We start from the raw sequence: 21,625 nt of genomic DNA, 5'->3' as shown, positions 1-21,625 counted from the left end.
TCGCCATTGGTACACAAAGTTTGGCGAGCGCGGGAAAATAAAACGCCGCCTCCAGGTATTGGAGGCGGCGTTGTTCCGCGCGTCGGAATATCGATAGGAGCGTGACTCTATCCGCGCGTCATGCTCGGGCTTGTCCCGGGCATCCACGTTCTTCGTGCCGAGTGCCAAGACGTAGATGGCCGGGACAAGCCCGGCCCATGACGACGGTGAGAGCGCGATCAGAACGTCAGCGCCTTGGCCTGCTTGACCTGCGGCAGCGCCTGCACCTTGGCGAGCAGGTCCGTCGGCACCGCACCGTCGACCTCGACGAGGGCAATGGCATCGCTGCCGGGCGCGACGCGGCCGAGATGGAAGGTGGCGATGTTGATCTTGGCGTCGCCGAGCAGGCTGGCGAACCTGCCTATGAAGCCGGGCTTGTCCTCGTTGGTGACGTAGATCATCGACTTGCCGAACTCCGCATCGACGCGGATACCCTTGATGTCGACGAGGCGCGGCTTGCCGTCGGCATAGACGGTGCCGGAGACCGACCGCTCCTGCCGCTCGGTGGTGACGGTGACGGTGATCAGGCTCTCATAGTCGCTCTGGGCGGCGCGCACGATCTCGTCCACCACCATGCCGCGCTCCTTGGCGACGACGGGGGCGGACACCACGTTGACCTCGCCCAGCATCGGCCGCAGCAGGCCGGACAGCACGGCGGAGGTGATCGCCTTGATCTTCATCTCGGCGACGTGGCCCTCATAGGTGATCTCGACCTTGAGGATGCCGCTTTCGGTGAGCTGGCCAGCGAACGAGCCGAGCTTCTCGGCGAGCGCGATGAACGGCTTCAGCTTCGGCGCTTCTTCCGCGGTGATCGAGGGGAAGTTGACCGCGTTCGAGATCGCGCCGGTGAGCAGATAGTCCGACATCTGCTCGGCGACCTGGAGCGCGACGTTCTCCTGCGCTTCCGTGGTGGAGGCGCCGAGATGCGGCGTGCAGATCACGTTGGGATGGCCGAACAGCACGTTGGACGTCGCGGGCTCCTCGATGAAGACGTCGAAGGCGGCGCCGGCGATATGCTTGGAATTGAGCGCATCGACCACGGCCTGCTCGTCGACGAGGCCGCCGCGGGCGCAGTTGATCAGGCGCACGCCCTTCTTCATCTTGGCGATCGCGGCCGCATCGATGATGTTCCTGGTCTTCTCGGTGAGCGGCGTATGCAGCGTGATGAAGTCGGCGCGCTTGAGGAGATCGTCGAGATCGACCTTCTCGACGCCGATGTCCTTGGCGCGCTCCGGTGACAGGAACGGATCGAACGCGATCACCTTCATGCGCAGGCCGAGCGCGCGGTCGGCGACGATCGAGCCGATATTGCCGCAGCCGACGACGCCCAGCACCTTGCCGGTGATCTCGACGCCCATGAAACGGTTCTTCTCCCATTTGCCGGCCTGGGTCGAGGCGTCGGCCTGCGGGATCTCGCGGGCGAGCGCGAGCATCAGGGTGATGGCGTGCTCGGCGGTCGTGATCGAATTGCCGAATGGCGTGTTCATCACGATGATGCCCTTGGCCGTGGCGGCGGGAATCTCGACATTGTCGACGCCGATGCCGGCGCGGCCGATCACCTTCAGCTTCGTGGCCTTGTCGATAATCTTGGCCGTCGCTTTCGTCGCGGAGCGGATCGCGAGGCCGTCATAATTGCCGATGATCTCGGCGAGCTTGTCCTTGTCCTTGCCGAGATTGGGCTGGAAGTCGACCTCGACGCCGCGGTCCTTGAAGATCTGCACGGCTGCGGGCGAGAGCGCGTCGGAAATGAGAACTTTGGGTTTGGTCATGGGGATGATCCTTCGCCTTCCCTAAAGGGAGGATCGGCCTGCGATGGCCGAATTGAATGAAGAGGCTTTGTCTTCCCCCTCTCCCCGTTCTTACGGGGAGAGGGTTGGGGTGAGGGGCAGCCACAGGCGAAGGTGCAAGCGGAGAGAGCCCCTCACCCGGATTGCTGCGCAATCCGGCCTCTCCCCCGTAAGAACGGGGAGAGGCGAAAAAGAAACTCACGCTGCCTTGGCCAGCTGCGCCTTGGTCTCGGCAAAGGCCCAATCGATCCACTGCGTCAAGAGCTCGACGTCCTTGGCCTCGACGGTGGCGCCGCACCAGATGCGCAGGCCGGCCGGCGCATCGCGGTAATAGGCGAAGTCGAAGCCGGCGCCTTCCTTCTCGACCAGCGCGACCAGCTTCTTGGAGAAGTCGGCCTGCGCGTCCTCGGAGAGCGAGGTGATCGCGGGATCGGTGAACTTCAGGCACACCGAGGTGTTGGAGCGGATCGAAGGATCCTTCGCCAGGAAGTCGATCCACGGCGTCTTCGCCTTCCAGTCGGCGAGCACCTTGGTGTTGGCGTCGGCACGCGCGATCAGCGCCTTGAGGCCGCCGATCGACTTGGCCCAGTTCAGCGCATCGAGATAATCCTCGACGCAGAGCATCGAGGGCGTGTTGATGGTCTCGCCGACGAAGATGCCTTCGTTGATCTTGCCGCCCTTGGTCATGCGGAAGATTTTTGGCAGCGGCCAGGCCGGCTTGTAGGTCTCGAGCCGCTCCACCGCGCGGGGCGAGAGGATCAGCATGCCGTGCGCGGCCTCGCCGCCGAGCGCCTTCTGCCAGGAGAAGGTGACGACGTCGAGTTTTGCGAAATCGAGCGGCTGCGCGAAAGCGGCCGAGGTCGCGTCGCAGATCGTGAGCCCTTCGCGGGTGGCGCTGATCCAGTCCGCGTTCGGCACGCGCACGCCTGAGGTGGTGCCGTTCCAGGTGAAGACGACGTCGCTCTTGGGATCCACCTTGGAGAGGTCGGGGATCTCACCATAGGCTGCGTTCAGCTTGGTGACGTCCTTGAGCTTCAATTCCTTGACGATGTCGCTGACCCAGCCTTCGCCGAAGGATTCCCAGGCGATCGTGGTGACGGGCCGCGCACCGAGCAGCGACCACAGCGCCATCTCGACCGCGCCGGTATCGGAGGCCGGCACGATGCCGATGCGGTAATCGGCGGGGACCTCGAGCACTTCGCGCGTCAGATCGATCGCGAGCTTGAGCTTGGTCTTGCCGATCTTCGCGCGATGCGAGCGACCGAGGGCTGCGTCCTTGAGATTTTGGGCGTTCCAGCCGGGGCGCTTGGCGCAGGGGCCGGAGGAGAAGTGCGGCACGTTCGGCCGCGAAGCGGGCTTCGCTACAGTCATCATCTACCCTTCCAGATAGTAAGCCTCCCGTTGGGGGGAGGTGTCCCGCCGCGGCTGATACGGGAATCGGGAGGGGCAGTCAAGGAAGTTCCGGCGTCTCACGGGGGAGTGAAGGCGCCTCTGGCGCGATACCAGGGGATTCGACGGCAGCGAGCGCATTCAGCAAGTCCGTGGCCTCGCTGATCAATTGCGCGGCTTTGCGGCGACTGCCGACCTTCAAAATGCATTTGTCATTGGCCTGCACGACGTAGTCGTTGCCGACCTTGATCATCGAATAGCTTGTCATCGAAATCCCCGAACCGACCGAGCTCGGTGTCTGACGCTGCCGTAGCACCGTTCGTTCTTGTACAAACATGAACGACGGTCAGGTAGTTTATCAGCTCTTAAGATGAACGAATGCGCGATCCGGATGTGCTGATCGCGCAAGGCCCGCGACGAGCTGCCTCAAAAGCGGACAGTCATGCCCACATGACTCGCAGCGAATCCGAGCCGCGTATAGAAGCGCTGCGCATCGACGCGCGTCTGATGCGTCAGCAGCTCGACCAGATTGCAGCCGCGCGCTTTCGCTTCCGCGATCGCCCATTGCACCAATCGCTCGCCGATGCCGCGGCTGCGACAATCGGAAGCAACGCGGACGTCTTCGAGCAGGCCGCGCACGCCGCCTTGCGAGCTGATGCCGGGCAGGATCGCGAGTTGCAGGCAGCCGACCACCCTGCCCTCGCTCTCGGCGACCACAAGCGTCAGATTCGGATCGCGCTCGACCCGCGCGAATGCCTCGTCATAGGCGGCGGGCAGTGGATCCTCGACGCGCTCACGCCCGCGCCCGAGATGATCATCGGCGAGCATCGCCACGATCGCGGCGACATCGTCGCGGCGCGCGCGGCGAATGGAAACGGCCTCAGTGTTCATGCGCGATACTCCAGGCTCAGCGCGCCGACGCAAGGCCGAGAAAGGCCTCGGCCTCGCCGATCCAGCGACGGACGGCCGCATGGCGAGCGAGATCGAAGCCGCCCTCATGCGCAACGCGGGTATAGGCGAGCAGCGAGACATCCGCGAGCGAAACCGCCTCACCAGTGAAGAAGCGGCTGACCGAAAGATGCTGCTCCATGCGGTCGAGCGCCGCATAGCCGCGCTTGACCTTCTCAGGGTCGAGCTCGGATGCCTTCTTGCCGAGATAGACCAGGAGGAAGCGGCACACCGCGATATAGGGCTCGTGGCTGTACTGCTCCCAGAACAGCCATTCGTCCATCTTGGCGGCAACGAAGGCGTCGCGCGGAACGAGCGCGCTGTCGCGGGCGAGATAGCGGATGATGGCATTGGATTGCGCCAGCGTGCGGCCGTCGTCGAACGCGACGGTCGGCACCTGACCGGCGCCGTTCATCTTCAGGAATTGCGGCGTGCGGGTCTCGCCCTTGCGTGTGTCGATTTCAATCCACTGGTAGGGCAGCGCGAGCTTGTCGCAGACCCACTTCACCTTCAGACAATTGCCGGAATTGCTATCGCCGTAGATCTGCATCGCCGCCGCCCTGCTTTTGAGCGACAGAGCATCAGGACGGACGGGAGCTGTCAACCGCGGCGTGCGCGGCCGCGTCAGAACTTGTAGCCGAGGCCGGCGCGGACGGTGTTGATGCTGGTGTCGACCTGGGAGGTGAAGCGGATGTATTCGTACTCCGCACGCATGAACAATCCGCCGACCAGGTTGACGTCGACGCCGAGACCGGCGGTGTAGCCGTAGATCAGGTGATTGTGCTGGGCATCGGTCGAGCTCAACGGCGCGAGCGGCGTGTAGGTCCCCAACTGGGTCGCGCTGACGCGATCCTGCACGTAGGCAGTGCGCACAATGTCCGCATTACCGAGCGCGAGACCGGCAAACATGTAGGGCAGGAAGCATCCCCATGCGTAAGCGGCGCGGCCGCGGAACGTTCCGATGTCGCTGATGCTGATCGAAGATGTGGACGTCGCCGTGACATCATGGAAATTGCCGTCCGCCAGTGCAGTGGCGCTGACGCGCCTTTCGCTGGCCGACGACATTCCTCCGAACTTGCCGTGCAGCCAGCTCACTTCGAGCCCCATCACGACGTCGTCCCACTGCGCGTTGTAGCCGACGAAGGCGCCGTAACCGGTCGTGCGCTGCGAGGCCTTGCCCAGTCCAAGATTCCACTGGGACACGCCCATCGAGCTCTCGATCAACGTATCCGCCAACAATGCAGCCATCATGTTGCTGGTCGAGCCGTTGAAGTTCTCGTCGGACGAGCCATAACCGGCCTGCGCTCCGATATACGAGCCTTGCCAGTTGACTGTGGAGGTGCTCAGACCGTCGGTGAAGCCGCCGCGCAGGATCGGCAGGTCCGGCATGTCGGCCGCGTGCGCGGCAGACACCGTCCCCAACATCGCCGCCGCCACCATCAGCCTACGCATCGCAACGCTCCATCGGACTCGAACTGTTGCGATGATCATCGCCTGTTAACCTTAACCAATGGTTGCGTTCACCACGTTCGTCGCTGCCGCGCCATGAAAAATCCGCAAAGCAAAACGGCGCGAGATGATCCCGCGCCGTTAAAAGACCTTAAGCGATGAGGCTCGATCAGCCCTTGGTAACGAGCGGCGGCGCGTAGACCGGCGGGCTGCTGAGATCCCAGCGCACGCCGAACTTCAGGTCATGCGAGGTGATGTCCTTGAACTGCATGGTGCGGCCGCGGTTGACGCCGTCGAAGGAGGTGAGCGTACCAGTGACCGCGTCTCCGAGGTCCACGTAGCGATAGGCCAGTTCGAGCGTGAGGCTCGGATTGACCTTGTAGGCGAGACCGGCATGCGCCGCCCACGCGAAGTTCCATTGCGAGGCGTTGGACGCAAACGCAGCACCCCCGAGCGGCGTGTTGATGTCCTGGAAGTTCGAAATGGTGTTGCGCGAAGCACCAACGCCGGCACCGATGAACGGTGTCACACACCACCAGGTACCGAGATCGACGTAGGCGTTGGCGAGGATCAGCCACTCTGACTTGCTGCCATGATATTCGTCGGTAAAGGCCGGAACGCCGTTGAAATTGATGACCTGGAGACCGTGCAGGTTTGCGCTGCTGCGATATTCACCGGTCACGTCGGCACGGAACCAGTTGTTGAACTTGTAGCCGGCACCGAGGCCGAAGATGCCGGCCGAGTCGAAGCCGAGCCCCTGCGTCGAGGCAATGCTGATGCCGGGATCGATGAAGCTCGGGTTGAGCTGCTTCACCTTCTGATTGCTGATGCCGATGTCGCCGCGCAGATACCAGCCACCAAAATCGGCGGGCGGAGCCGGCGGCGCGTACATCGGAGGCGGAGCCGCGATCGGCATATCAGCGGCGAACGCCATCGACGAGATCAGGGTTGCCGCACCCGCGGCAAGGAGAGACTTAACGCTACGCATTTGGCTTCGTCCTTATGGCCGGTGAGGCAAAAATGCAGACGCCCCACGTTCTGGAAACTCACGACCCGGACGATGGCAGCAAATGTTTAAGCGCCACTTAACCCTAATTTTTAAGGTTGATTTTTTCTCACCATACACGCGCGCGCCGCGCCAGCGTTGCAAGAACGCCGCGCCAGATGCGACGACCTCGCCGCAATTCCTAACGATGTGTGAAACCGCAACACGGCGAGAGAGGATGCGTTAACGCGCGTGCCGCGGCAGCCTGGGCAGGAATCGCGATCTTGCGGCCAAATCGGTCGCCCAAGGGACCACCGAGAAACGCACCGACGGCGTTGGCCGCGAGCAAGATGAAGAGATAGATCTGCGCAGCTTGTCTTACCCGCTCCGCGAGTCCGGAATCGTAGGGTGGGCAAAGGCGCACTTGCGCCGTGCCCACCATCAATCCAACACTGCAAATGAAACGGTGGGCACGCTTCCGCCTTCGCTCTTCGAGCTACGGCGGACAAGTCGCTTTGCCCACCCTACGTCACTGCGGGAGAAGGAAGACCTTACGCCGCCGCTTGGCCGAGCGCGGAGACGATGGTGTCGACGACGTCCTCGACCAGAATACGGTCCTCGCCCTCGCCCATGACGCGGATCACCGGTTCGGTGCCGGAGGAGCGGATCAGGAGGCGGCCGCAGCCGTTGAGGCGTTTCTCGCCGTCGGAGATCGCCGACTTGACGTCGGAATCGTCGAGCGGCTTGCCGCCCTTGTGACGGACGTTCTTCAGGATCTGCGGCAGCGGATCGAAGCGGTGGCAGACTTCGGACACCGGACGGCGCAGCTTCTGCACCACCGCCAGCACCTGCAAGGCAGCAACGAAGCCGTCGCCGGTGGTGGCGTAGTCGGACAGGATGATGTGGCCGGATTGCTCGCCGCCGAGATTGTAGCCGCCGTTCAGCATCTGCTCGAGCACGTAGCGGTCGCCGACGGGCGTGCGGACGAGGTCGAGCCCCTGCCCGTTCAGGAAGCGCTCGAGGCCGAGATTGGACATCACGGTCGCGACGATGCCCGGCCGCGACAGCCGGCCGTCTTCCTTCCAGCTCTGCGCGATCACCGCGAGCAGCTGGTCGCCGTCAACGAGATGACCGCGCTCGTCGACCAGGATGACGCGATCGGCGTCACCGTCGAGCGCGATGCCGATATCGGCGCGCATCTCGCGCACCTTCTTCGACAGCGCTTCCGGCGAGGTCGAGCCGCATTCCTTGTTGATGTTGAAGCCGTCGGGCTCGACGCCGATCGGAACGACGTCGGCACCCAATTCCCACAGCGCTTCCGGTACCACCTTGTAGGCAGCGCCGTTGGCGCAATCGATCACGACGCGCAAACCATCCAGCGACAGATCGCGCGGCAGCGTGCGCTTGGCGAATTCGATGTAGCGGTCGTGCACGCCGTCGATGCGGCGGGCGCGGCCCAAGCTCGCGCTCTGCGCGAGCCTCTTGTCGAGGGATTCGTCGAGCAGCTGCTCGATCTGCCGCTCGACGTCGTCGGAGAGCTTGAAGCCCTGCGGGCCGAACAGCTTGATGCCGTTGTCCTCGAACAGATTGTGCGAAGCCGAGATCATCACGCCGAGATCGGCGCGCATCGACTTGGTCAGCATCGCGACCGCCGGTGTCGGCATCGGGCCGACCAGCAGCACGTCCATGCCGACCGAGGTGAAGCCAGCGACCATCGCATATTCGATCATGTAGCCGGACAGGCGGGTGTCCTTACCGATCACAACCCGATGGCGGTGGTCGCCGCGCTGAAACGCAAGGCCCGCGGCCTGGCCGACCTTGAGCGCGAGCTCCGGCGTGATCAGTCCGTTGGCGCGGCCCCGAATCCCGTCCGTCCCGAAATATTTGCGGCTCATATCGTCCCCCAGGCAACAATCAGGGGTCCCCTCGACAACCACGGGCTGCCCGAAAAGGCCCCGCATCCCTGATTTGCTGAGCTCTTATAAAACCATCGCGGCTAACTTGGCTTCAAAAAATATGATGAATCATTACGGAACCGGGCCCGCCGCGTGCCCGATAACATATTGTTAACACTATATTTCCCTGCAGGGAAGCCGGAACGGGATGGAACCCGGCCCTAGCCGGTGCGCTTCACATGGCCGTCGCCGCGGCTCGGCGGTGGCTGGGTGACATTGACAGGATCGGAGGCCGGAAAGGTCTCTTCCAGGCCCTCTTCCAGCGCTTCCTCGAGGTCGCGCTTCTCCTTGATCTCTTCCGGCGAAGGTGCGGCGTGCGGCCTCGTCATGGCGCCCTCCTCTCAAACGATTTGGCTGTGCATCTAACCATGCTAGATGACCCCGAAATCATCCGATGCAAGACGGGCCGGGGAAACGATCATGAAGCACATCACCTGTATCGACGATCTTCGCGCGCTGCATAAGCGCCGCGTGCCGAAGGCGTTCTTCGACTATTGCGACCGCGGCTCCTATGCCGAGGAGACGCTGCGCGCCAACCGCGAGGACATGCAGGCGATCAAGTTCCGCCAGCGCATCCTGGTCGACGTCTCCAAGCGCGACACCTCGACCACGATCCTCGGCGAGCCCTCGACCATGCCGCTGATCCTGGCGCCTGTCGGCTTGCTCGGCATGCAGCATGGCGACGGCGAGATCCATGCCTGCCGCGCCGCGCAGGCCGCCGGTATCCCGTTCACGCAATCGACTATGTCGATCTGCTCGATCGAGGACATCGCCGCGAGTGTCGAGAAGCCGTTCTGGTTCCAGCTCTACGTCATGAAGGACCGCGGCTTCATCAAGGATCTGATCCAGCGCGCCATCGCGGCCAAGTGCAGCGCGCTGGTGCTCACCGTCGACCTGCAGGTGATCGGCCAACGCCACGCCGACATCAAGAACGGCATGACGGTGCCGCCGGAATGGTCGCTGTCGAAACTGCTGGATTTCGCCAGCAAGCCGGCCTGGGTCTCCGGCGTGCTGCAAGGCAAGCGCCGCACCTTCGGCAACATCGCCGGCCACGTGAAGAACACCGAGGATCTCAACCGCCTCGCCGAATGGACCGCATCGCAGTTCGACACCTCCTTGAACTGGAAGGACGTCGAGTGGGTCCGCAGCATCTGGCCGGGCAAGCTCGTCATCAAGGGCATCCTCGACGTCGAGGACGCCGAGGAAGCCGCCAAGACCGGCGCGCAGGCCCTCGTCGTCTCCAACCATGGCGGCCGGCAGCTCGACGGCGCGCCGTCCTCGATCGAGGTGCTGCCCGAGATCGCGGACGCGGTCGGCGACAAGATGGAGATCATGTTCGACGGCGGCATCCGCTCCGGCCAGGACGTGATGCGCGCGCTCGCGCTCGGCGCAAAATCCTGCATGATCGGCCGCGCCTACGCCTATGGCTTAGGGGCCGGCGGCCAGGCCGGCGTCGCCAAGGCGATCGACATCATCCAGAAGGAGCTGCTCACCACCATGGGCCTGTGCGGCGTCAACAGGATCGACGAGATCGACGATCACGTCATTGCGGTGTGAGGCGAAACCGTCGCGTCAAACATAGCCGTCGTCCCGGACAAGCGCGCCCTAAGCGCGCGCCGATCCGGGACCCATAGCCACAGGCGGACGTGGCTACGGAGACTCGGAGTTACCTCCTTCGCGCAACAACTTGACCCTGTGGTTATGAGTCCCGGATCTGCGCTGACGCTTGTCCGGGACAACAGCGGTGTCTGTGGCGGTGGTTGCGCAAATATATCCCGCGGCTCACATCGGCGGCGTGACGCCGTCGCGGCCGACGCCGACGCGGTTGGTCTCGAAAGAGCCGTCCGGCAATTGCTTCGTGAAGGCGATGATCTTGGCGCCGGCTTTGAGCTCGGACTTCTCGCCCGGCACATAAGTGACCACCGGGGTGTTGTCGGCGACGAACACCTTCTTCTCGCCGTCCTTGTACTTGACCAGCAGCGTGTGGCCGTCATTGCCGACCACGCTCTCGGCGACCGTCGCATTGGTCATGCTGGAATTGGGCTTGAGATCCCAGGGCCGCGAGCCCTCCCCGGTGCCGCGCATGCTCTCCGGAAAGACGTGGACCTCGACTGCATTCTGGCCGCCGTCCGGCCCAGGCACGGTGGTCGCGCCGATGAACGAACCCGGCTTGATGTCGGCGAGTGAAATCTTGGTGATGCCTGCGACGTTCACGTCAGAGGCGATGTGAAGCTTGACGTCTTCGCCGCTGCGCGACTTGACCTGCATGGTATCGCCATTGACGCTCTCGATCGTGCCGCGCACGCGCGTCGGCACCGGCGCTTTCTGGGCGAAGGCGCAGTAGGTCGAGAGGGCCACCATTGCGACGGCGAGAAGTGGACGTGTGAAAGTTGCACGTTGAACAGACATGACGGTCTCCGGTTATCCCCACGGAGGGAGAACTCCGGAACAGCCGCGCTATTCTCTCAAGTCTTTGTGAGATCGGCCTCGACCAGCGCGCGCAGCTCGGCGGTGACCTCAGGCCGCTGGCCGAACCACAGCTCGAAGCCGCGCACCGCCTGGTGCAGCAGCATGCCGAGCCCGTCGGCGGTCTTCAGGCCGCGCGCTTTTGCTGCCGCAAGCAGCGGCGTCACCAGCGGGACATAAACGAGATCGGCGACCACGGCGGCCTGCGGCAGGCGCGCAACATCGACATCGAGTGAAGGCTGGCCATGCATGCCGAGCGAGGTCGTGTTCACGAGAAGTTTTGCACGCGGCAGAACGTCGTTGATCGCATCCCATGCAACGGGGTGCACGTTCGGCCCGAACTGTTTCGCCAGCGTCTCCGCCCGCGCGATGGTGCGATTGGCGAGATGGATGCGCTTGATGCCCCGCTCGCGCAGCCCGAACACGACGGCGCGCGAAGAGCCGCCGGCCCCGAGCACCAGCGCCTCCTCAGCCGTATCCCAGCCGGGCGCGCTGGCGTCGAGATTGCCGATGAAGCCTTCGACGTCGGTGTTGGTCGCGTGCAGCTCGCCGTCTTCGAACCATAGCGTATTGGCCGCGCCGACGGCCGTTGCGCGCGCATCGGGTTTCGACAGCGCCAGCACACCCTCCTTGTGCGGGATGGTGACGTTGGCACCGACGAAGCCGCGCAGCGACAGCCGCAGCACGAAGTCGCGCAGATCCTCAGGCGGAACCGCCTCGATCACGTAGCCCCCTTCGATCCCGAGCGTGCGCAGCCAGTAATGATGAATCAGCGGCGAGCGCGAATGCGCCGCCGGCCATCCGATCAGACAAGCGGCGGGAGCCCTGGTCACGTCATCCTTCCCTCGAGCGATGTGGAAGGCGATCCATTTCGCGTCCCGAAGGCTCTGTCAAGCGCACGAGCGCCGCATCGCCACGGCGCCGTCAGCTCGCGGCAACCTCATCGGCCTCGGGCTGCGTTGCGCGGCCCTTGATATCGGCAATCGCGCGCTCGAGGCTCTGGCGATAGCGCGCGCGCGGCGGCGTCACGCCATGGGTGAGCAGCGCGCGGCGAACCGCCGGCGATGCCCCCGTGATGAACAGCCTGATGCCCTGGCGATGGGCCTTGGCGGCGACGCGCCCAAGCACGTTCGCCGCCGTGGAGTCCAGGAACGGCACCGCGGCGAAATCGACCACGAAGGCCTTGCGCTGGTCGGCGACGCCGTCGAGCACGCCTCCAATCGCAGAGGCGGCGCCGAAGAAGAACGCACCGGTGATGCGATAGACCAGCACGTCGCGGTCGACCGCCAGCGCGGAATCGTAGGGAACGCGCGCACCGTTGCTGTCATCGGGACGATCGGGGACCACCAGCGGCGTGCGCTCCTCGATGCCCGTCATCTCCGCCATGCGATGGATGAACAGCACCGCGCCGAGCGCGAAGCCGACCAGAATGCCTTCGGTCAGATCGCGGAAGATCGTGAGCAGGAAGGTTGCGAGCAGCACGACGGCATCGCCCCATGACGAGCGCAGGAGCGTCGCGAATTCCTGCTTCTCCGCCATGGTCCAGGCCACCACGACGAGCACGGAGGCGAGCGCTGCGAGCGGAATGTAGCTTGCGAGCGGCGCCGCGATCAGCATGAACAGCAGCAGGAAGACCGAATGCAGCATGCCCGCGAGCGGGCCGCGCGCGCCCGCGCGGATGTTGGTCGCGGTGCGCGCAATCAGGCCGGTAACGCAGATGCCGCCGAACAGCGCCGAGCCGATATTGGCGACGCCTTGCGCCACCAGCTCGCAATTGGAGCGATGACGGCGTCCGGTCATGCCGTCGGCCACCACGGCCGACAACAACGATTCGATGGCCGCCAGCAGCGCAAACGCAATCGCGTCCGGCAGCACGGCCTTTGCCTTCTCCAGCGAGAACGCGGGCAGCGCCGGCGAGGGCAGCTCGCGCGGAATGCCGCCGAAGCGCGAGCCGATGGTCTCGACCGGCAGCGACAGCACGGCGCTGGCGACCGCCGCGAGCGCAACCGCGATCAGGATGCCGGGCCAGGACGGCCGCCAGCGCCGCAAGGCGGCGATGATGACGATGCTGCCGATCGCGACCACGACGGCCGATGGATTGATGGTGTTGAGGCCTCCGGCGAGCGCAACGAGCTTGGGAACGAATTCGCTGGGCTCTTTCCCGGCCAGCGTGATCCCGCCGAGATCGCGGAGCTGGCTCGCAAAAATGATGACGGCGATGCCGGCGGTGAAGCCGACGGTGACGGGATAGGGAATGAACTTGATGTAGGTGCCGACCCGCAACAGGCCTGCGGCGACCAGGAACAGCCCCGCCATCATGGTGGCGAGGATCACGCCGTCGACGCCGTGCCGCTCGGCCGTCACCGCAACCAGGACGATAAAGGCGCCCGCGGGTCCGCCGATCTGGAAACGGCTGCCGCCGAGCAGGGACACGATGAAGCCGCCGACGACGGCGGTGTAGAGGCCGCGGTCCGGTGTCACGCCCGAGGCGATCGCGATCGCCATCGACAGCGGCAGTGCCACGATCGCGACGGTGAGGCCGGCGAAGACGTCGGCGCGAAAGTCCGCGACGCCGTACCCCTCACGCCAAATGGTGACGAGCTTTGGCAAATACAATTCGACAAAGGTCGGCCGGCGAAGCTGATGCAGTTGGCCCGCTTGATCGCTTGTGATGCTCATGCCCACGATGCTCCGAAGCATCGTGCGTCCCGTGTTGCCGAGGTGCGACGATGCGCTATCCCATTCCTGATCCCGAGCATGATCAACGCCCGATCATGCCCCCACCCGCCGCGGCGGCCCCGGCTCCTTGAGGCGAACGCCGCGCCCGCCAATGTCGCTGCGCGCCTGCTCGCCGATCAGCTCGACGCCGGCCCGATCGAACGCCTCGACCACCTTGATCAGGGTCTCGACCACGCCGCGAACATTGCCGGTGCTGGCTTCCATCCGCTGGATGGTCGGCAGCGAAACGCCGGCGAGCTCGGCCAGGGTTTTCTGGTCAATGCCGAGCAGCGCCCGCGCTGCCCGCATCTGGAACGACGTGATCACCGTGGCCTCACGTATCAGAGCGTATAAATGATATCTAGGACATATACAATGATATAAAATACATCATTGATGGCCGGGCGCAAGGCCTGTATCGGCTGCCCCACCTGCCTCCGGCGTCATTGCGAGAAGCTCTTGCGACGAAGCAATCCAGACCGCCTCCTCGGAGACAGTCTGGATTGCTTCCGCCTTCGCCAAAGGCTTCGGCGGACAAGTCGCTGCGCTCGCAATGACGGAGGTTGGGCGCGGGTTCGGCTCAATGAAATGCCGCATCCGCGGAGGCAGCCCCTCACCCCACCCTCTCCCCGTGAAGAACGGGGAGAGGGTGTGAGAGGCCGGTTGCCTCACTTACAGATCACGCCGCGTGCTGGTGGGCGGCGATGATCTGGTCGGCGGCGCGGCCGGTCACTTCGGCCATGTGGTCGAACTGGCGGGTGAAGCTGCCGGCGCCGGCGGTGGCCGAGCGCAGCTCGACGATGAGCTCGCCGATCTCGGCTTCCGGCATCATGGCGCGGACGCAGTCCCAGCCGCTCCAGCCGTCACGCGTGTCAAAGCCGAGGATCTGGCCACGCCGCGCCGACAGGATCGCGTTGATCTTGGCGGTGGCGTCGGTCGGGCAGACGATCTCGACCATGTGGATCGGCTCGAGCAACACCGGCTGGCATTGCGGCAGGCCCTCATTGAGTCCGACCCGCGCCGCCGTGCGGAAGGCGAGGTCCGACGAGTCGACGCTGTGATAGGAGCCGTCGGTCAGCGTCACCTCCACGTCGGTGACGGGGAAACCGAGCGGGCCGCGCGCCAGCCCATCGACGACGCCTTCCTCCACCGCCGGGATGTAGTTGCGGGGCACCGCGCCGCCGACCACCTTCTCGGCGAACTTGAAGCCGTCGCCGCGCGGCAGCGGCCTGATGTCGAGCACAACATCGCCGAACTGGCCGTGACCGCCGGACTGCTTCTTGTGACGCCCGCGCTGGGTGATCGGCTTGCGGATGGTCTCCTGATAGCCGATCGCGGGCGGATGCGAGGTGATCTTGACGCCGAAGCGGTCGCGCAGCCGCTCGCCGGCGACGCGCAGATGCATCTCGCCCTGGCCCCACAGCACGGTGTCATGGGTCTGGGCGTTCTGCACCACGACCAGCGAGGGATCCTCCTCGTGCAGCCGGGCCATCGCCTGGCCGAGCTTCACGTCGTCCTTGCGATCTGTGGCCGCGATCGAGATCGCGAGCACAGGCGGCGTCGGCTCCACGGCGACGAGCACAGCCGGCGGGGTCTTGCCGCTCGAGACGGTGTCGCCGGTCTTTACGGGATCGAGCTTGGCGAGCGCCACGGTGTCGCCGGCTTCGGCCGAGGCACGCTTGGTGTCGTAGGCGCCGTTGACGGCGAGGATACCGGAGATGCGCCCCGTGCCACCGGCTGAGGATTGCAGCGTCGCACCATCGTCGAGATGGCCGGCGAGCAGCCGCGTCAGCGACAGCTTGCCGCCGTGCTGCGAATGCAGCGTCTTGAAGACGTAGCCGAGCGCATCCTTGGTCTCGGGAACGCCGAGACGTTTTGCGGTCTCCACAACGCCGGGCGCCTCGTGGCGCAGCGCTTTCATCAGACGCAGCACGCCGTTTTCGCGCGCGGCGGCGCCCAGCAGCACCGGACAGATCAGTCCTTCGCGTAATTCGCGGGCAAGATCGTCGAACACGGCATCGCGCGGCGGCTGGATGTCTTCGAGCAGCTGCTCCATCAGCGCATCGTCGTGATCGGCGAGCTTCTCCAGCATCGAGAAGCGAGCCTCCTTCTCGCGGTCGAGATTGCCGCCTTCGAGCGCGATCACCTCGGAGGCCTTGTGCTCGCGATAGATGAAGGCGCGCTCCAGCGCGAGATCGACGAAGCCCTCGATCAGCTCGCCGTTCCAGATCGGAATCTGGCGCAGCACCAGCGGCACGCACGAGGCGGGCTGCAGCATTGCGAGCGTCTCGCGGATCCGCTCGCTGGCGCGGTCGATCTTGTTGAGGAACAGGAAACGCGGGATCTTCAGCTCCTCCAACTCGCGCAGGATGATCTGAAGCTGCGGCAGCTTCTTCTCGTCAGCCTCGCAGACCACGACCGCGGCATCGACCGCGGGCAACACGGCGCGCATGTCGTGGGCGAATTCGACGGAACCGGGACAGTCGAGGAAGGTGTAGCTGTCGCCCATGAAACTCGTGGTGGCGGCAGTCAGCCCGACGGTCATCTTGTGATCACGGGCCTCTGGCGTGGCGTCGCCGACGGAAGTTCCGGCATCGACGCTGCCGGCGCGCGGGATCGCACCCGTTCGCGCCAGGATTGCTTCGAGAAGTGTGGTTTTACCGCTTTGGAATGGGCCCACCAGCGCGATGCACCGTGGACCTCGGGGACTTCTGACGTCTTGTCCCATTCGCCGCCTCCTTCTTGTGGAGCTCGGCCCATGATTGGGTCGGCAAACGCAGATGCTCTGCCCGTCCCCAAGATTTGGCAAGCATCAAACGTCGCTGCGGTGCGTCGTCGGTACTCACCTCTCCCGGAGGGAGAGGTGAGTACCGTAGCTGGCTCAGTCAATTAGAATTGACGACGGCTCAACGCCCCGGACGAAGTTCCAGGCTCTCCAGACCCGCGGCGACGTTGAGGCCGACCTGGCCCTGCACGCTGAGCGGCTGGAGCGCGATCGAATTGTTGGAGCCGCCGACCAGCACATTGCCCCCTAAGCCGACGCCGACCGAGGCGCTGCCCTGCGCACCCGCGTAATTGCCGGAGAGATCACCGGGGCCGAGCCGGTCGACCGGCGCGAACACGCCCCAGGCGAGCGCAGTCTCCTGGGTGATGCCGATGTCGAGGCCCACTTTACGGATCGTCGCGACGTAGCGGTCGTCGGGCAGGCCGTCGGCGCGCAGCACGCAGCCGAGATGGGTCACCGATCCCACGATGAAGCCGACGCTGGCGCCGCCGCGACATTCGAGCACGCCGATCCGCGTCATCCGTTGCTGCGCGCTGGCATCAGCGACGGAGACAACGAGGCTTGCGGCGGTGAGCCCGGCGAGGAGGAACGAACGGCGCATGAAACGTCTCCGGCGATGAATGGGATGCGAGCAGGAAGGACGCGGCACACGCCGCGCGATCGTCTATGCCACAAGAGTCTTGGCGGTGCCAGATCGGACATATCTGAAATCGAATTCGCAGAGAGAGGCCTCTCACCCCACCCTCTCCCCGTAAGAACGGGGCGAGGGAGTGTGCGAGCCTGCGCTCCTCACGATGCGAGAAGAATTAGAGTGCGCAATCGGACGCGACTTAACCTCTCCCCGCTTCTGCGGGGAGAGGTCGGATCGCGCAGCGATCCGGGCGAGGGGCATGGCAAGATGCCGACCAGAACAAAGGACCGTCCGACTCCGCTTATCGAAACACAACAAAAAAGGCCCGCACGAAGCGGGCCTTTTCAATTTGCACTGTCGCGACAGGCTTACCGCAGATTGCCGCAGAAGCGCTGGATGCGCTTGCAGGCGTCTTCGAGGTCGGAGGTCTTGGTCGCATAGGAGATGCGGAACGCAGGTCCGAGGCCGAAGGCCGAGCCCTGCACCACGGCGACGCCTTCGGTCTCCAGGAGCTCGGTGACGAACGTCTCGTCATTGTCGATCACCTTGCCCGACGGCGCGGTCTTGCCGATCGTGCCGGCGCAGGACGGATAGACGTAGAACGCGCCTTCGGGTCGCGGGCACTCGATGCCCTTGGCCTGGTTGAGCATGGAGACGACGAGATCGCGGCGCTCCTTGAACACCTTGTTGTTGGCGGGGATGAAGTCCTGCGGACCGTTCAGCGCTTCGACCGCCGCCCATTGCGCAATCGACGACGGGTTCGAGGTCGACTGCGACTGGATGGTCGACATCGCCTTGATCAGCTGCGCCGGGCCACCGGCATAGCCGATGCGCCAGCCGGTCATGCAATAGGCCTTCGACACGCCGTTCACGGTGAGCGTGCGGTCGTAGAGTTTCGGCTCGACCTGCGCGACGGTGGTGAACTGGAAGTCGTCATAGACGAGATGCTCGTACATATCGTCGGTCATCACCCAGACATGGGGATGCCTGAGTAGCACGTCGGTGAGCGCCTTCAGTTCGGACTTGGTGTAGGCAGCTCCCGTCGGATTCGACGGCGAGCACAGGATCACCCATTTGGTCTTCGGCGTGATCGCGCGCTCCAGCGCCTCGGCCTGGAGCTTGAAGCCGGTCGCGGCGGTGCAGACCACCGGCACCGGCTCGCCGCCGGCAAGCGCCACCATTTCAGGATAGCTGACCCAATAGGGCGCGGGAATGATCACCTCGTCGCCCGGATTGATGGTCGCCATCAGCGCGTTGTAGAGCACCTGCTTGCCGCCGGTGCCGACGATGATCTGGTTCGGCTTGTAGGCGACGCCGTTCTCGCGCTGAAACTTGCCGATGATGGCTTCCTTCAGCTCGGGGATGCCGTCGACCGCGGTGTACTTGGTCTTGCCGGCCTCGATGGCGCGGATCGCCGCCAGCTTGATGTTGGCGGGCGTGTCGAAGTCGGGCTCGCCGGCACCTAAGCCGATGACGTTGCGGCCCGCCGCTTTCAGCGCGCGTGCTTTATCCGTGACCGCGATGGTCGCGGACGGCTTCACACGGTCGAGCGCAGCGGCAAGGAAGGACATCGTCATCTCCTGACAAGCGTCGTGAAGCCCTCGGCCTCACGACTCTGATTGTGGGAATGAGCCACCCTAAAACGTGAGCCGCTGCACCGCAAGAAACTTCGGCCCGATCCGGCAAAAGTTTGCGGATTTCCCGCGTTTCGAGGCGCGATTGACCGCAATGTTCCGCAACTTTGCCGGCCAAATTCCTCATATCCGGCAAGGCTTGTCCTCGGAGCAATTGATAGCCGGGTCCCGGGCATCCACGTTCTTCGAACCGCTTGACGCGGCGTGGATGGCCGGGACCTAGCCGAGCGGAAGCGATGGCGTCCTTCGGTCGGCTATGCCCGGCCATGACAACGCGGAAGCACCAGCGCCCTAAACCCGATGCATACGGTCGTCCGCGGACTTCACGATTGCGCGGAGCAACGCATTGGTGTGCTGACGCAAGCGTGATCTCGGTTGCACGGTCGCGCGGAAATGATCTTCCGTGGCGTTGCAGTGCGGTAGGGTTTTCGAGTTTTTCTATGGGCCGGCTCTTGCGGCGGATTCGCATCGGCATCATTGTCTAGCCGCGCTGCAGGGCAGTCAGCTCCGCACCTTCCCATCCTCGGAAACGAACTCCCAGAATGTACAAGCTCTATTCGATGCAGCGCTCCGGCAACAGCTACAAGGTCCGCCTTGCGCTGGCGCTGCTCAACGTGCCCTATGAGGCCATCGAGATCGACATTCTGCGCGGCGAGAGCCGCACGCCAGACTTTCTGTCGAAGAACCCGTCCGGCCAGGTGCCGCTGCTCGAGGTCGGGAACGACCGCTATCTCGCCGAGTCCAACGCCATCCTCTGGTACGTTGCCGTCGGCACGCCGCTCGCGCCGGAGAACCGCATCGACCGCGCCGAGGCGCTGCAGTGGATGTTCTTCGAGCAGCACGCGCTCGAACCCAACATCGGCGCGGCCTATTTCTGGCTGTCGCTGGTCAAGGGCGGCCGCGATCTGCAGACCCATTCGCTGGAGGATTGGATGGAGCGCGGCTATGGCGCGCTCCAGGTGATGGAGAACCACCTCAAGACCAACGCCTATTTCGCCGCCCGCCAGCTCACGGTCGCCGATATCGCGCTCTATGGCTACACCCATCTCGCCGACCGCTGCGACTTCGATCTTTCGACCTTCCCAGCGGTCCGGGACTGGCTGAAGCGCGTGGAAGCTGCGCCCGGCTTCGTGACGATGGACTGGCGCCCGGCCGACATCGACGACCCCGCCAGCATTGCTGCGGGCGCCTGACAGGCCTGCCCCCCGCTCCGGCAAATAGTGGGCATAAGGGTCGCCCTTGCCGCAATGTCGCCGCTTTCGGCGCGACAGCCGCCGCAATATTGCCGGTTGAAACTGGGAAATTGTGGAAAGTCGCGGGTGATTCGCTCGCGTGTTGAGGGATTTAGACCCATGATTCGGGCGTCCGGCACGGCAGGCTTTCAGGGCCAATCCGCCACCGTCGCGTCTTCCCGGCTGACCAACGCGGTCGCGGCCTCGCTCGCCGTCGCCGCACTCTCGCTGTGCCTGATCGTCACTCTGACGGTGATGTCGACCAAGGCGACCATGGCGATGGGCCTGCCGATCTGATTCCCGTTTCATCCTGGACCAGCCTTCAAGGCGCCGTGCGGCCCGCGCCGACCGGCATTGCGACAGGACGTCGATGAAGTCACCTGTGGTAGTCGTTGCGATCACCCTGACTGCGGCCATCCTGGTCGCGGCATCGCTGTTGATTTTCACCGGCATGCGCAAGAGCTCGGGCAGCTCGACGCTGAATGCGCCCGCGCTGCAACAGCGCCTCAGGCACGCGCACTTGGTCTAAAATCATCCGAAAGATTTGCGCTCCGCCGCAAGCGCCCATTAAGCGCATCGCGCGAAATCGCATCGCGTCGGCGCAACTATCCGCCAGTGTTGCGGTCTTACCTCGTGGGGGAGGAGCGAGACTGGCCCATGCGGTTCGGATGGCGCGCGATCTCCGGTCCGGTGCTGACGGCAGCGACCCTGCTGCTGGCGATGCTCTTCGATCGCGTCGTCCCCACTCCCTCGCCTGCGCCGCTGCTGGTCTGCCTCGTGGCGCTTGCCGGCGCGCTGTCGGGCCTCGCCTCGGCCATGACCAGTGCAGCCGTCGCGGTGATCGGCGCGGGACTGCTCTTCCTCAACCATCACGGCGTCTCCGGCTATGGCAACGCGGATCTGGTCCGGCTCGGCCTCCTGGCAATCACGGTTGCCGGCACCGCTGGCATCACCGGCCTGATGCGCGCGCGGATGCTCGGCACGTTCGCGGCCGAGCGCCAGAGCCACGCCACCGCCGCACGCCTGTCGGCCGCGCTCGACCAGATCGATATCGGCGTCGTGCTGCTCGATGCTGAGACGCGGGCCGAATTCATCAACCGCGCGTTCCGCGAATATTTTGCGGTGCCGGACCAGATCGCCGACGGCAAGCCGCCCTTCATCGCGCTGATGTATCACGGCCGCGACACCGGCGCGTTCGAGCTGCCCGAGGACGAGCTCGGCACCTTCATCGCCCAGCGCATGGAGATGGTGCGGATCGGCGATGCCACGCCGATCAACATTGCCTTGCGCAACGGCGAGGTGCTGCGTTTCGTCTGCACCGCGCTGCCCGACGGCGGCCGCATGCTGAGCTACACGCCGGTGACCGACCTCGTGCGCCACACCGATGCGCCGGCGAGCGCCGACTACTATCGCTCGCTGCGCGATCCCGCGAACCGAAGGCTGATGAGCTATCTCCGCGTTGCGGAGTAGGCGCGGCAACGTGCGCGCATCGTACGCCGGCGCTCGCGGATACAGCCCCTCACCCCACCGTCTCCCCGTAAGAACGGGGCGAGGGAGCGAGAAGCCGGTGCGCACCTCACTTTCGACTGTGCCGATATCTCTACCTC

The 21,625-nt window shown here is 64.7% G+C and carries 21 protein-coding genes; 5 read left to right on the top strand and 16 right to left on the bottom strand.

All coding sequences use genetic code 11. The annotated features are described in order from the left end of the window. Positions 1-218: 218 nt before the first annotated feature. From serA to LRP30_RS05700, 9 genes are all read right to left on the bottom strand, one after another. Positions 219-1,808 carry a phosphoglycerate dehydrogenase gene (serA, locus tag LRP30_RS05740; RefSeq protein ID WP_128947306.1) on the bottom strand — a complete coding sequence of 530 codons (1,590 nt, stop codon included), beginning with the start codon at positions 1,806-1,808 and terminating at the stop codon, positions 219-221. Positions 1,809-2,024: 216 nt separating this feature from the next. Next, complete coding sequence (locus tag LRP30_RS05735; RefSeq protein WP_249761699.1) at positions 2,025-3,197, bottom strand: phosphoserine transaminase; 1,173 nt, start codon at positions 3,195-3,197, stop codon at positions 2,025-2,027. Between the two features lie 79 nt (positions 3,198-3,276). After that, positions 3,277-3,468 (bottom strand): hypothetical protein, encoded by a 192-nt coding sequence (locus LRP30_RS05730; protein WP_249759615.1) that lies wholly within the window; start codon positions 3,466-3,468, stop codon positions 3,277-3,279. Positions 3,469-3,641: 173 nt separating this feature from the next. Continuing rightward, on the bottom strand, positions 3,642-4,106 hold the full coding sequence (locus LRP30_RS05725) for a GNAT family N-acetyltransferase (RefSeq protein WP_249759614.1): 465 nt from the start codon (positions 4,104-4,106) through the stop codon (positions 3,642-3,644). Between the two features lie 16 nt (positions 4,107-4,122). Next, positions 4,123-4,713, bottom strand: a complete 591-nt coding sequence (locus LRP30_RS05720; RefSeq protein WP_249759613.1) for a glutathione S-transferase family protein — start codon at positions 4,711-4,713, stop codon at positions 4,123-4,125. Between the two features lie 74 nt (positions 4,714-4,787). Next, positions 4,788-5,615 (bottom strand): outer membrane beta-barrel protein, encoded by an 828-nt coding sequence (locus LRP30_RS05715; protein ID WP_249759612.1) that lies wholly within the window; start codon positions 5,613-5,615, stop codon positions 4,788-4,790. A gap of 166 nt (positions 5,616-5,781) precedes the next feature. Beyond that, the gene (locus LRP30_RS05710; RefSeq protein ID WP_128931469.1) at positions 5,782-6,600 is read right to left on the bottom strand and encodes an outer membrane beta-barrel protein; all 819 of its coding nucleotides are present in this window, start codon (positions 6,598-6,600) and stop codon (positions 5,782-5,784) included. Between the two features lie 548 nt (positions 6,601-7,148). Then, positions 7,149-8,492 carry a phosphoglucosamine mutase gene (gene glmM / locus LRP30_RS05705; protein ID WP_091886618.1) on the bottom strand — a complete coding sequence of 448 codons (1,344 nt, stop codon included), beginning with the start codon at positions 8,490-8,492 and terminating at the stop codon, positions 7,149-7,151. A 221-nt stretch (positions 8,493-8,713) separates the two neighbouring features. Next, positions 8,714-8,881, bottom strand: coding sequence for a hypothetical protein (locus LRP30_RS05700; RefSeq protein ID WP_164939789.1), 168 nt, complete (start codon positions 8,879-8,881; stop codon positions 8,714-8,716). 91 nt (positions 8,882-8,972) lie between these two features. Here LRP30_RS05700 and LRP30_RS05695 point away from each other — a divergent pair, with 91 nt between their 5' ends. Continuing rightward, positions 8,973-10,109 carry an alpha-hydroxy acid oxidase gene (locus tag LRP30_RS05695; RefSeq protein WP_128939778.1) on the top strand — a complete coding sequence of 379 codons (1,137 nt, stop codon included), beginning with the start codon at positions 8,973-8,975 and terminating at the stop codon, positions 10,107-10,109. A 225-nt stretch (positions 10,110-10,334) separates the two neighbouring features. On the opposite strand, the gene LRP30_RS05690 is transcribed toward LRP30_RS05695, so the two are convergent. The 7 genes from LRP30_RS05690 to LRP30_RS05660 all read right to left on the bottom strand — a co-directional run bounded on the left by LRP30_RS05690 (position 10,335) and on the right by LRP30_RS05660 (position 18,723). Further along, entirely contained in the window at positions 10,335-10,961 is a 627-nt protein-coding gene (locus LRP30_RS05690) for a hypothetical protein (RefSeq protein WP_128939779.1), read from the bottom strand. Positions 10,962-11,017: 56 nt separating this feature from the next. Beyond that, the gene (locus LRP30_RS05685; RefSeq protein WP_249759611.1) at positions 11,018-11,851 is read right to left on the bottom strand and encodes a shikimate dehydrogenase; all 834 of its coding nucleotides are present in this window, start codon (positions 11,849-11,851) and stop codon (positions 11,018-11,020) included. Positions 11,852-11,942: 91 nt separating this feature from the next. Continuing rightward, entirely contained in the window at positions 11,943-13,697 is a 1,755-nt protein-coding gene (locus LRP30_RS05680; RefSeq protein WP_128931464.1) for a SulP family inorganic anion transporter, read from the bottom strand. A gap of 93 nt (positions 13,698-13,790) precedes the next feature. After that, positions 13,791-14,063, bottom strand: a complete 273-nt coding sequence (locus LRP30_RS05675; RefSeq protein WP_091886630.1) for a helix-turn-helix transcriptional regulator — start codon at positions 14,061-14,063, stop codon at positions 13,791-13,793. A 352-nt stretch (positions 14,064-14,415) separates the two neighbouring features. Beyond that, positions 14,416-16,464 (bottom strand): elongation factor G, encoded by a 2,049-nt coding sequence (locus tag LRP30_RS05670; RefSeq protein WP_249759610.1) that lies wholly within the window; start codon positions 16,462-16,464, stop codon positions 14,416-14,418. Positions 16,465-16,642: 178 nt separating this feature from the next. Beyond that, positions 16,643-17,122, bottom strand: coding sequence for a DUF992 domain-containing protein (locus LRP30_RS05665; RefSeq protein WP_249759609.1), 480 nt, complete (start codon positions 17,120-17,122; stop codon positions 16,643-16,645). Positions 17,123-17,520: 398 nt separating this feature from the next. Then, complete coding sequence (locus tag LRP30_RS05660; RefSeq protein ID WP_091887068.1) at positions 17,521-18,723, bottom strand: pyridoxal phosphate-dependent aminotransferase; 1,203 nt, start codon at positions 18,721-18,723, stop codon at positions 17,521-17,523. A gap of 605 nt (positions 18,724-19,328) precedes the next feature. On the opposite strand from LRP30_RS05660, the gene LRP30_RS05655 reads away from it, so the two are divergent. The 4 genes from LRP30_RS05655 (at position 19,329) to LRP30_RS05640 (ending at position 21,488) form a co-directional block, all read left to right on the top strand. Further along, positions 19,329-19,979 carry a glutathione S-transferase family protein gene (locus LRP30_RS05655; RefSeq protein ID WP_128931461.1) on the top strand — a complete coding sequence of 217 codons (651 nt, stop codon included), beginning with the start codon at positions 19,329-19,331 and terminating at the stop codon, positions 19,977-19,979. A 159-nt stretch (positions 19,980-20,138) separates the two neighbouring features. Next, positions 20,139-20,315, top strand: a complete 177-nt coding sequence (locus LRP30_RS05650; RefSeq protein ID WP_164934664.1) for a hypothetical protein — start codon at positions 20,139-20,141, stop codon at positions 20,313-20,315. A 73-nt stretch (positions 20,316-20,388) separates the two neighbouring features. Further along, complete coding sequence (locus LRP30_RS05645) at positions 20,389-20,547, top strand: hypothetical protein (protein WP_091886648.1); 159 nt, start codon at positions 20,389-20,391, stop codon at positions 20,545-20,547. Positions 20,548-20,675: 128 nt separating this feature from the next. After that, the gene (locus LRP30_RS05640) at positions 20,676-21,488 is read left to right on the top strand and encodes a PAS-domain containing protein (RefSeq protein WP_249759608.1); all 813 of its coding nucleotides are present in this window, start codon (positions 20,676-20,678) and stop codon (positions 21,486-21,488) included. Positions 21,489-21,625: the final 137 nt, after the last annotated feature.

It is taken from the genome of Bradyrhizobium sp. C-145 (assembly GCF_023375135.1).
GTDB lineage: Bacteria > Pseudomonadota > Alphaproteobacteria > Rhizobiales > Xanthobacteraceae > Bradyrhizobium > Bradyrhizobium zhanjiangense.
Note: the sequence above shows the minus strand (reverse complement) of the source record. Positions and strands in the feature narration are given on the sequence as shown.